This window comes from Serratia sp. OS31 (assembly GCF_014164835.1).
In the GTDB taxonomy this organism is placed as follows: Bacteria; Pseudomonadota; Gammaproteobacteria; order Enterobacterales; family Enterobacteriaceae; genus Serratia; species Serratia liquefaciens_A.
The window spans coordinates 1-653 of the sequence record NZ_JACJFQ010000104.1 but is presented as its reverse complement, the minus strand read 5'-3'; the positions used below and the strand labels follow the sequence as shown (position 1 = coordinate 653).

The 653-nt window shown below is 39.1% G+C and carries 2 protein-coding genes; both read right to left on the bottom strand.

Annotation, left to right across the window (positions count from 1 at the left end; genetic code table 11):
* Positions 1–26: 26 nt before the first annotated feature.
* Positions 27–338, bottom strand: coding sequence for a hypothetical protein (locus H5P17_RS26505; protein WP_182825927.1), 312 nt, complete (start codon positions 336–338; stop codon positions 27–29).
* The coding region (locus H5P17_RS26600) for a hypothetical protein (RefSeq protein WP_220496981.1) at positions 339–653 on the bottom strand (315 nt) is incomplete at its 5' end.

The window sequence follows — 653 nt, the reverse complement described above, 5'->3', positions numbered from 1 at the left end:
CAATAGTCCTCTTTATTTTAATATCTTCATTTTCGCTCATTATTTACCATCCTAGTAGCGCCATAACATATCCCACCAATAAGAATAAAGAAACCAGTCGCCACCCCAGCGCCGTACAAGACTGCTAACGGTATTTCTCGCGGATACTCTCCCCAAAATGAAGCGTCGTTATAGAACCCGGCAGAAAATAAAACAATCGACAGTAGGTAGGCAATGAGTGCCGAAACAGCCATTAAACTTCTCTTTTCATGTGCGTAAGCCACCGTTAAAATGATGCCAAAAACAGGAATCATTACCCAGCACAGACCAAGCATGAATTGTTGCATTTCAACGTTCATTTAACTCACTCCTTGAATTAAATCAGATAAATACTCCACCCCTAACAAAAAAAAGGCACCAATGATAGTAACAGCGCAACATAGATAAATTATCGGAGCCAGTGGATCACGTTTATCCCTAGTGAATACGATAAAAATCAGATTGATAATTAATGCAACAACAAACATTATCCAAAAACTGTAGGTTTCAGGCGAAAATGTTGACCATCCCCACTGGACGGCTATCACGCTGAAAACCCAAAATAGAACAATTCTCATAAGTCCTCCGTGATGAATTTTAAATACCCAACACAAATTACATCGTTTGATATCAAC